Source organism: Vibrio ordalii ATCC 33509 (assembly GCA_000257205.1).
Taxonomy (GTDB): Bacteria; Pseudomonadota; Gammaproteobacteria; order Enterobacterales; family Vibrionaceae; genus Vibrio; species Vibrio ordalii.
In genome coordinates this window covers 1-9631 of sequence record AEZC01000120.1, presented here as the reverse complement: position 1 = coordinate 9631, position 9631 = coordinate 1, and the positions used below count along the sequence as shown (strand labels likewise).

5 protein-coding genes and 2 pseudogenes are annotated in these 9631 nt (G+C 44.3%); 5 read left to right on the top strand and 2 right to left on the bottom strand.

Going from position 1 to position 9631, the window contains the following annotated elements:
• Positions 1 to 16: 16 nt before the first annotated feature.
• Positions 17 to 1546 (top strand): annotated as a pseudogene (locus VOR_RS16995) (molybdopterin-dependent oxidoreductase); the annotation flags it as partial.
• 69 nt (positions 1547 to 1615) lie between these two features.
• Here the strand turns inward: VOR_RS16995 and VOR_RS0108920 are convergent.
• The gene (locus VOR_RS0108920; protein WP_010319369.1) at positions 1616 to 3013 is read right to left on the bottom strand and encodes a DEAD/DEAH box helicase; all 1398 of its coding nucleotides are present in this window, start codon (positions 3011 to 3013) and stop codon (positions 1616 to 1618) included.
• A gap of 361 nt (positions 3014 to 3374) precedes the next feature.
• Here VOR_RS0108920 and VOR_RS17820 point away from each other — a divergent pair.
• The 3 genes and pseudogenes from VOR_RS17820 (at position 3375) to VOR_RS0108905 (ending at position 6299) form a co-directional block, all read left to right on the top strand.
• A pseudogene (locus VOR_RS17820) lies at positions 3375 to 4828 on the top strand (6-phospho-beta-glucosidase).
• A 107-nt stretch (positions 4829 to 4935) separates the two neighbouring features.
• Entirely contained in the window at positions 4936 to 5940 is a 1005-nt protein-coding gene (locus tag VOR_RS0108910; protein ID WP_010319366.1) for a LacI family DNA-binding transcriptional regulator, read from the top strand.
• A gap of 137 nt (positions 5941 to 6077) precedes the next feature.
• Positions 6078 to 6299 carry a hypothetical protein gene (locus tag VOR_RS0108905; protein ID WP_010319365.1) on the top strand — a complete coding sequence of 74 codons (222 nt, stop codon included), beginning with the start codon at positions 6078 to 6080 and terminating at the stop codon, positions 6297 to 6299.
• Between the two features lie 131 nt (positions 6300 to 6430).
• On the opposite strand, the gene VOR_RS0108900 is transcribed toward VOR_RS0108905, so the two are convergent.
• Positions 6431 to 8812 carry a glycoside hydrolase family 2 protein gene (locus VOR_RS0108900; protein WP_010319364.1) on the bottom strand — a complete coding sequence of 794 codons (2382 nt, stop codon included), beginning with the start codon at positions 8810 to 8812 and terminating at the stop codon, positions 6431 to 6433.
• Positions 8813 to 9141: 329 nt separating this feature from the next.
• On the opposite strand from VOR_RS0108900, the gene VOR_RS0108895 reads away from it, so the two are divergent.
• Complete coding sequence (locus VOR_RS0108895) at positions 9142 to 9480, top strand: YggL 50S ribosome-binding family protein (protein ID WP_010319363.1); 339 nt, start codon at positions 9142 to 9144, stop codon at positions 9478 to 9480.
• Positions 9481 to 9631: the final 151 nt, after the last annotated feature.

The following is a 9631-nucleotide window of genomic DNA, read 5'->3' as shown; positions in this document are numbered from 1 at the left end:
ATTGGAGTCATGACCCAAGTTTGAAGCTTATCTGCTAGGTCATTCTGATGGCACGCCAAAAACAGCACAATGGGCTGAGGCAATTTGTGGCGTTCCTGCCAAACAACTAGAGCTATTGGCTGATATTTTTAGCAAAAATAGAACTATGATCATGGCTGGTTGGGGAATCCAACGTCAGCAATATGGTGAACAAAAACACTGGATGCTTGTCACTCTGGCTGCAATGCTAGGGCAGATCGGTTTACCCGGTGGTGGGTTTGGTTTTTCATATCACTATTCCAATGGCGGTAACCCAACGCGAACTGCGGGTGTTTTACCTGCTATATCAGCGGCTATTGATGGTGGTTCATCTGCGGGTAATGATTGGGCCGTTTCTGGAGCAGTAAATAGTTTTCCTGTGGCTCGTATTGTAGAAGCGTTGGAAAACCCATCCGGTCAATATCAACACAACGGGCATGAGAAAACATTTCCTAACATCAAAATGATCTGGTGGGCGGGCGGTGCAAACTTTACTCATCACCAAGATACCAACCGTTTGATTAAAGCGTGGCAAAAGCCGGAACTCATCGTTATCTCTGAGCCTTATTGGACTGCGGCCGCAAAACACGCCGATATTGTACTGCCCATCACGACGTCATTTGAGCGTAATGATCTCACCATGACAGGGGATTATAGCAATCAACATTTAGTGCCGATGAAACAAGCAATTGAGCCTCAATTTGAAGCGCGAAATGATTTTGATGTATTTGCTGATATGGCGGAGCTGTTAAAACCGGGCGGACGTGCAGTGTATACGGAAAATAAATCCGAAATGGAATGGTTGGCTGGTTTCTATAAAGGAGCTCAAGCTATCGGTCGCCAGAATCGGATTGCAATGCCTAACTTCAGCTATTTTTGGAAACAAAATCAGCTTATTGAGATGAAATGGAACGAAGCGAACGCGAAGTTTGTGCGTTATTCCTCTTTCAGAGAGAATCCTATTCTGAACCCTCTTGGTACACCAAGTGGCAAGATTGAGATTTTCTCCAAAACCATCGAAGGCTTCAAATACAGCGATTGCCCGCCACATCCTATGTGGATGCCGCCAACGGAGTGGGTAGGGAATGCTCAAGCCGATGAACTGCAATTGATGACATCGCATGCGGCTCATCGTCTCCATAGCCAGTTAAATTATGCAGCACTACGCGAGCAATATGCGATAGCAAACCGTGAACCGATCTGGATTCATCCAGAAGATGCAAAAGTTCGAGGGATCAAAGATGGCGATCTTGTCCGTGCTTATAATCAACGTGGTCAAGTCTTAGTTGGCGCGCTGATCACGGATGGAATTAAGCAAGGTTCGGTCTGTATTCATGAAGGGGCATGGCCTGATTTTGATAAACCTCATGGTTTATGTAAAAACGGAGGATGCAACGTACTGACCGCTGACATACCTACTTCAAGGTTAGCCAATGGCTGTGCTGGTAACTCTTCAATTGTGAAAATAGAGAAATATGCAGGAGAGCCACTTCCTCTAACCGCATTCACACCGCCCAAAGGCGCGTAAAAGCAAAAAGGCCACTAGATGAGAGTGGCCTTTACTTTTTAATCAGAGAGTCGTAGTCAGAGAGTAATATCAGCTCGCCGCGATTTTGTTTGTTCTACGAGGTCTATTTTGTCCAGCCGATCCGCTTTTCGTGGGTTGGTTTGCACTTGGTTTATTGCTGTTTGAACGAGTGGAATTGGCCACTTTCGGCTTTCTGTCATTAGTTTTGGTATTCGCGCTTATGCTGTGGCCTTTTGCTACATCACCAGAGCGCTGTCCGTCATTATGTTCTGGTTTGTTCTTTTTCGGCTTTTTCGCTTTAATCGGTTGTAGCGAAGGAGAGGCCGGTAATTTGTTCACTGGCGCAAAGCCTTCAATCTCAATTCGTTCTAGTAAATTTTGGGTAAGGCGCTCAATGGCAAACATGTCCTTTGCTTCATCGGCGCAGACCAAAGAGATCGCATTTCCTTCAGCGCCTGCGCGGCCTGTACGGCCAATTCGGTGAACATAATCTTCAGGGACGTTAGGCAATTCAAAGTTTACCACTTGTGGTAATTGGTCAATATCAATGCCGCGAGCGGCAATATCCGTTGCTACTAAAATGCGGATCTCACCACTTTTAAAATTGGCCAATGCCTTAGTACGTGCGCCTTGACTTTTGTTGCCATGAATCGCGGCGGCGCTGATGCCACTGCCTTCAAGTTGTGCGGTTAAGCGATTAGCGCCGTGTTTAGTTCGTGTAAATACCAACGCTTGTTGCCAATTATTTTCTTTGATTAGTTGAATCAATAGCGTTGGTTTTTTCGCTTTATCTACAGGATGTACCCACTGTTTGACGGTTTTAGCGGTACTATTGCGTGGCGTAACCGAAATCTCGACTGGGTTGTTAACTAACCCTTTCGCAAGTTGGCGAATTTCATCAGAGAAAGTGGCCGAAAAGAGTAGGTTTTGACGTTTTGCTGGCAGCAGTGCAAGGATCTTTTTAATGTCACGAATAAAGCCCATGTCTAACATGCGATCCGCTTCGTCTAAGACCAAAATTTCTAATTGGTTAAATTTAATCGCATTTTGGTTGTATAAATCCAAAAGTCGACCCGGTGTCGCGACCAAAATATCTACCCCACGACGCATTTTCATCATCTGTGGGTTAACTTTCACACCGCCGAAAATAACTTCAGAGCGTAGTGGAAGGTTTTGTCCGTAAGTTGCCACGTTGTCGGCAACTTGCGCGGCTAATTCACGTGTCGGCGTCAGAATTAATGCACGCACTTGGTTGGGGCCTACTTTTGGGCCTTTAACTAATAGATCCAAAATGGGCAGGGTAAAGCCTGCGGTTTTTCCGGTACCTGTCTGGGCCGCTGCCATCACATCTTTGCCTTCAAGAACGGCTGGAATAGCTTGCGCCTGAATTGGCGATGGTGTTTCGTAACCTTGAGAAGCAACGGCTTTCAGGATGGCATGGGATAAACCCAGAGAGGCAAAACTCATTAAAATGTCCCGATATGTAAATAAGGAAGTGATCCGCATCACGTTGCGGAAAGGCGCAAGCATACAGTAGTCACAGCAAAAGTGCTACGGAATGTCTCTGTTTGCCACTTGTCAGTAACAAATAGTGCGTATTTTATTCAGAGAACATTAGAATTATTAATTTTAATGTAACCGGTTTCCGAAACCGGTTACATTTTTCCGGTAATCGTTTATGATGTCACGCAAAGTAACAAAGTAACAAAGTAACAAAGTAGCAAAGCGATGATGTATTTCTATACAACCTGTCCACATGGCGTGAAATAGCATATTAGATCGACATAAGGGTACATTGAGTCAGCAAATGAAGACGAGGTAGATGACGATGGCAACGAATGGTTTTCCAAAAGATTTTTTATGGGGTGGGGCTGTAGCAGCACATCAAGTTGAAGGTGGATGGAACCAAGGTGGAAAAGGAGTCAGCATTGTCGATGTGCTCTCAAAAGGAGCGCATGAAGTACCTAGGGTGATGACCTCCGGTGTGGATGCAAATTATTTCTATCCTAACCATGAGGCCATTGATTTTTATAGTCATTACAAAGGTGACATTGCACTTTTTGCTGAGATGGGTTTTAAATGTTTTAGAACCTCAATTGCTTGGACTCGTATTTTTCCACAAGGTGACGAAGTCTCGCCCAATGAAGCATGGCTACAATTTTATGATGATCTTTTTGATGAATTGCTGAAATACGGCATTGAGCCAGTTATTACGCTTTCGCATTTTGAGATGCCATTCCACCTTGTACAACAATACGGGGGATGGGCAAATCGCAAGCTTGTGGATTTCTTCGTTAACTTTAGCCAAGTGGTGATGGAGCGTTATAAACAGAAAGTGAAATACTGGGTTACCTTCAATGAGATCAATAACCAGCGAAATTGGGAATTCCCACTGTTTGGCTACTGTAACTCATTGGCTACTGTAACTCAGGGGTTATCTTCACTGAACATGACAACCCAGAGCAGGTGATGTACCAAGTCATGCATCACCAATTTATTGCCAGTGCTTTAGTGGTCGATCTCGGTCATAAGATTAACCCTCAATTTCAAATGGGCAGCATGATTCATATGATGCCGCTTTATCCCGCGTCGTGTCGTCCAGAAGATATGATCCGCTCTCAAGAAATGATGAGAGAGAAGTACTTGTTCAGCGATGTGCAAGTTCGTGGCTATTACCCAAGCTATATTTGGCGTGAATGGGAGCGAAAATCGATAACCGTTGATATGCTCGATGGTGATGAAGCGATACTGCGTAAGGGCTGTGCCGACTACCTTGCGATCAGCTATTACATGACGAATATTGTCTCTGATGATCGCAACGCTGAAGGCGAAACAACCAGTTTATTCAAGCACAGTCGCTTAAACCCTTATCTCACAGTGTCTGATTGGGGATGGCAAATTGACCCGGTAGGGCTTCGCTACGCGCTTTCTGAGTTGTATGAACGCTACCAGAAACCGATTTTTATTGTCGAAAATGGTTTTGGGGCGATCGATGAAGTCGATGAGCAAGGCCAAGTGCAAGACGATTATCGGATTGAGTATTTACAAGCACATATACGAGAAGTGAAGAAGGCCATTGCTATAGACGGCGTTGATGTCATGGGCTACACCCCTTGGGGCTGTATCGATTGTGTGTCATTCACCACTGGTGAATATAAAAAACGTTACGGTTTCATCTATGTTGACAAACACGATGATGGTTCTGGTTCAATGGCTCGCAGTAAAAAGAAAAGCTTTTACTGGTATCAGTCCGTGATCAAAACCAATGGCGAACAATTATAAACGTGGAATGACAATAATAATTGTTGATTGAGAGCGTTCATCCAGCGTAGGAAATTAGGTAAACTCCCTCGGCTTCCAAGAGTCGGGGGTTTTTATTAGGAGTCACCATGGCGACAATCAATGACGTTTGTAAAGCAGCGGGCGTATCTAAAGCCACCGTATCGCGCGTACTCAACCAAACTGGCCAAGTAAAAGCAACTACGCGAGAAGCCGTTTTACAAGCCATGTCCACCTTGGGTTATCAACCTAATGTGTTGGCGCAAGCATTAGCCACAAACAGTGCAAATGCGATTGGGCTGATACTTCCTCAGTTTCAAGGGAGTTATTTTGGCAGCTTATTGCATCAAGCAGCACAAGGTGCCGAGCAAGCACGTAAGACCTTACTTGTCATGGACAGTCACGATAACGCGGCAGGCGAATTAGCAGCAGTGCGCTCATTGCTCACTCAGCGTTGTGACGCCATCATGCTTTACAGCCGCCATTTGTCGAATCATGAGCTGGCATCATTGCAATCTGATGTTTCAGTGCCACTGATTGTACTCAATCGAACCTTGGAAGAAGTCGGTTTGCATAGTTTTGGTTTTGAGCAGCATCAAGCCGCTTCTTTAGCAATTAATCACTTGCTTGAACTTGGCCATCGCCGCATTGCTTGCATCACTAGCCCTTTGGACAGTGATACAGGACAACAGCGATTTGCTGCTTATCAGTCAGGCTTGCAGCAGGCTGGTATTGAGCTCAATCACACGCTCGTTGTTGAAGGTGACAATTCTATGCTGGCGGGTTATGCCGCGGTTCAACGGTTATTAGAACAACAGAGTGAGTTCAGCGCTATTTTTGCCTGTAACGATGATATGGCACTAGGAGCAATGCGCGCACTTTACGAACATGCCATTTTGGTACCCAATCAGGTCTCTGTGATGGGGATTGATGATGAGCCTGCTGCTGCGTATTCGGTGCCCAATCTCTCAACAATATCGCTTCCCATTGAGCAACTGACGAAGGACGCAGTAGCCTTGGCCCTACAATTGGCTGAAGGGAAGGGCACGGATGATGCCAAGATACATCGCTATCTAGGTAAGCTGGTGCTTCGAGAATCAACGTGCGCACCTTAAGAGGCCTCGCAGATTAATGACTCATTGAAATAATGAGCATTTATTTTAATTAACTGTATAAATCCACAGTTAATTGCTTGACATTATGTCACTCTTTACTAAGCTGTATGTATGCACAGTGAAGTTGGAGGTGAAATATGTTGTGGGAAACGCTAGAACGAGTTAACCGCCTTCGCCAAGAAGCGTTAGCCAACCCAGACTTTGTCCAATCCGCGCAAGACCATGAAGAGACATTGAAGCAGGTCGAGCAATACTTTGAACCAACGAAACGACGCAAGGCAGCAAAACGTGCAAAAACCCTTGCAGATATTTATCAACAGACTGAATTTGGTGAAAATCCATCTGGTGTTCAACATTAGTCAGTGTTTGACATGAGCCAATGTTTAACATGCATTAGCAAAAATGGTTTAGCTTGCAAAGAGCTGCTTGATACGCAGCTCTTTTTCGTTTACTTCCTTAAGGCTGAGCGCTTGTCTTTATTCGGCTCAGTTCATTCAGCCAGTTGATAAATAGTATAGTTTAAGTGAGATTTATCGTCTGAGCTAAAGGCGATTGTCCGCATTTGGTTGGGGAGCAAAAAGAAGCTGGAGTCAGAAAATTGTAGTACGTTGTCATGTTCTAGGTGAACGTAAAGTGCAGGTCGGTCAGTGGTCAAACAGAGACTGCCCGCACGATATTCACACAATATGCGAGCCGATTTTAAGGGCAAACGTTTTGGTACATCCGGCAGCCAAAAATTATCCCGTTGGCCATCTGTACTGACAAAGTAGATCGCGCCTTTTTCTGGTGTGAAATCCTTTATTGTGTGTTGCCACACGATTTGGTTACTCTCTTGGGGCAGTCGTTCATTGATTGACCAATGCTTTCGCAATTCTCCTTCCCATCCAAACCAATATATATCACCCACAAGGTATTGCTCACCGGGTGCATCATTAATGGCTCTCAGTGATAGGTGTTTCTCATCTTCAGAAAAACAGGCCAAAAGCGGGTTATAAAACCGTTTGGCGTGATAATGTAATTGCTTCCAGCGTCCAGAATACTCAATGCTTGACCAAGATGCGACGGGCCAGTTGTCATTGAGTTGCCAATATAATATGCCACGGCAAATCGGTGAGGTTGCCCGCCACGCTTCGACAGCCGTTTTAATCGCCATGGCTTGCTGAACTTGGCTCAAATAAAGCATCTGCTGGAAGCCATTCGGGAAACGGAAATAGCGAGTAAACATTTCGGTGATGATGCTATTACCACGAGCGTTCTTTTGGTGATGTTCAAAATGAGGCGCACTGATATTCCAGTCGCTTGCTGGGATAATTTGCTTCACTTCACTAAATGAAGGCCAAGACTGATAACCGAATTCCGAACAAAACCGTGGGGATATTGAATGGTAAGCGTCAAAGGATTTACCTGAATGCCATACATCCCAAAAATGCATGTCACCTTTATTATCATCATACCAAGCGTCACCAAAATCTAACTCACCATTGCAAGGTGAGCTTGCCCAAAAGCGGCGATTTGGATCTTGTTCATTGACGAGGATTTCTAAAAAACGATTGAGTCGGTCGTAATTGACTAAGTATTTTTCACGGTTTTCTCGAGATTCTGGATACCAAGTTAATGAACCAATCACCTCATTATCACCACACCAAATGGCAAGGCAAGCATGGTGCTTCAAACGTTGTATTTGTTGTGTGACTTCTTGCTTTACCTCTTCTAAGAAACTCGGTGTTGAAGGGTATTGCGCGCAGGAAAACATCAGATCTTGCCAGACTAATAATCCGAGTTGGTCGCAAAGTTGATAGAAATGATCGTGTTCATAATCACCTCCTCCCCACACACGAATCATATTCATGTGAGCTTCTTGTGCGGCTTGTAACAGCTGTTGATAACGGGAAAAATTGACTCTGCTTGGCATGGCATCCATTGGTATCCAATTCGCGCCCTTCACTGATATCGAGACCTCATTCACGATAAAGGTCATTTCACTGCCGATGGAATCTTGCTCAGTGCGCAACGTGAGACGTCTTAAGCCAACTTGGCGGTTGATCTGCTGCTGTGCCATGGCAATAGACAGTGTGTATAAATAAGGGTCACCGTAACCGTTTGGCCACCAGAGATGCGGATGGTGGACATCAATATCCACACTGCTTTGGTTGCAAAAAGCCTCACTATCGATCGTAATGGTTTGATCGCCAAAAGTAAGTGTGATGGGGGTTGAGAGCGATTCGCTATGCCGTATTCTCACGTGCAGCGTAACGTGTGTTAAAGCATGCCAAACTTGTTCAATATCCACACCCAGCAGTGAATATTCTTGTACCGTTTTTAATTGCATTGGTGCGAAAATACCACAAACAGCAAGGCATATACCCCAATCCCAGCCACTGTGGCATTGAGGTTTTCGCACTGTGTTCATGTGAGGAAGTTGATTATTCCCTTGCGCCCAAGGAATGGGAAAGGGCAGCTCATCGGCTCTTTGCTTTGCTATCGTAGCGGCAGGTTCAAATCGCCATTCAAAATGATTTACGCCAATTTGCAGATAAGGGCGAATATTAACGGTATAGGTTTGAAAAGCATTATAGCACTGTAGAACCTTCTGTCCGTTGATCCATAGATCAGCAAACGTATCGACCTTATTCAGCTCCAGTAAGTGGTTCGGGCACTGGAGGTCTGCCGCATTTAAAGTGATCGCTTTTGTTAATACCCAATGACATAAACCAGCCCACTGAACTTGAGATTCATTAGATGCATAATAGGGATGAGGGATCAAACCCGCTTGCAGTAATGCATGATACTGGTCACCGGGTAGCGTCATCGCGATTTGAATCTCGGGATACTCGGGTGAGCTCAATCGCCATTCACCGTTTAAATCAAACATAAATCCACCTCAAAAATACGATTTACAAGGGCTAAATGAGCTGATTTAACCATGCACTATGAAATAAAAATGTGCATGGGTGGCAGGCTCAAAAGTTGTGCGAAGTTTTTAGATTAAGTTGCGAAGCAGTCAATAATTATGATTTTCTTGACTTTAATTTAACGTCACTAAGCTTGACGAGCGGCTTGTTTTAACTTGTTTTGTCTTGGCACATCTTGAAACAATTTGTTGTGAAAGTGTCCGCTTGTGGCGGTTTATATAAAGAATCATTTTGGAAATGGTGCTGAAAGGTGTATAAATGCCGCATTCAAACAGAGAGAGAAAATATGATGAAAATCGACAAGCTAGAAAATAAAAACCGCCGTATCCGTAAGAAACTGTTTTTAGGTGAATTTGCGATCCTCGGTTTTGAAGTTAGCTGTACAACGTCTATCAAAGACTTTGAACAATACGATCTCTTCGTTGATGAGTTTATTGATTACGTTGATAGCATCGGCCTTTGTTTCGGTGGTGGTGGATTAGAGATCTTTGACGGCTTTGTATGCGCAGCCGATCGCTACCGTTCAGCAACAGAAGAAGATAAAGCGTTGGTTGTAAAATGGTTAGAAAATCGTGCTGAAGTAAGCAAAGTTGTTGCTGGTGAATTAGTGGATGCCAATTACGCTTAATTGCTCTTCTATTCTACGTTATTCAGCCAGTGCTTTTCATTTGCGATGTCTGACAAAAAAGCCGGAGTGAAACCACTCTGGCTTTTTTATTACGCTAAATTTTATTACGTTAAAAATCAGCATGTTTAACAAAGTAAGGATTGTTGAATTG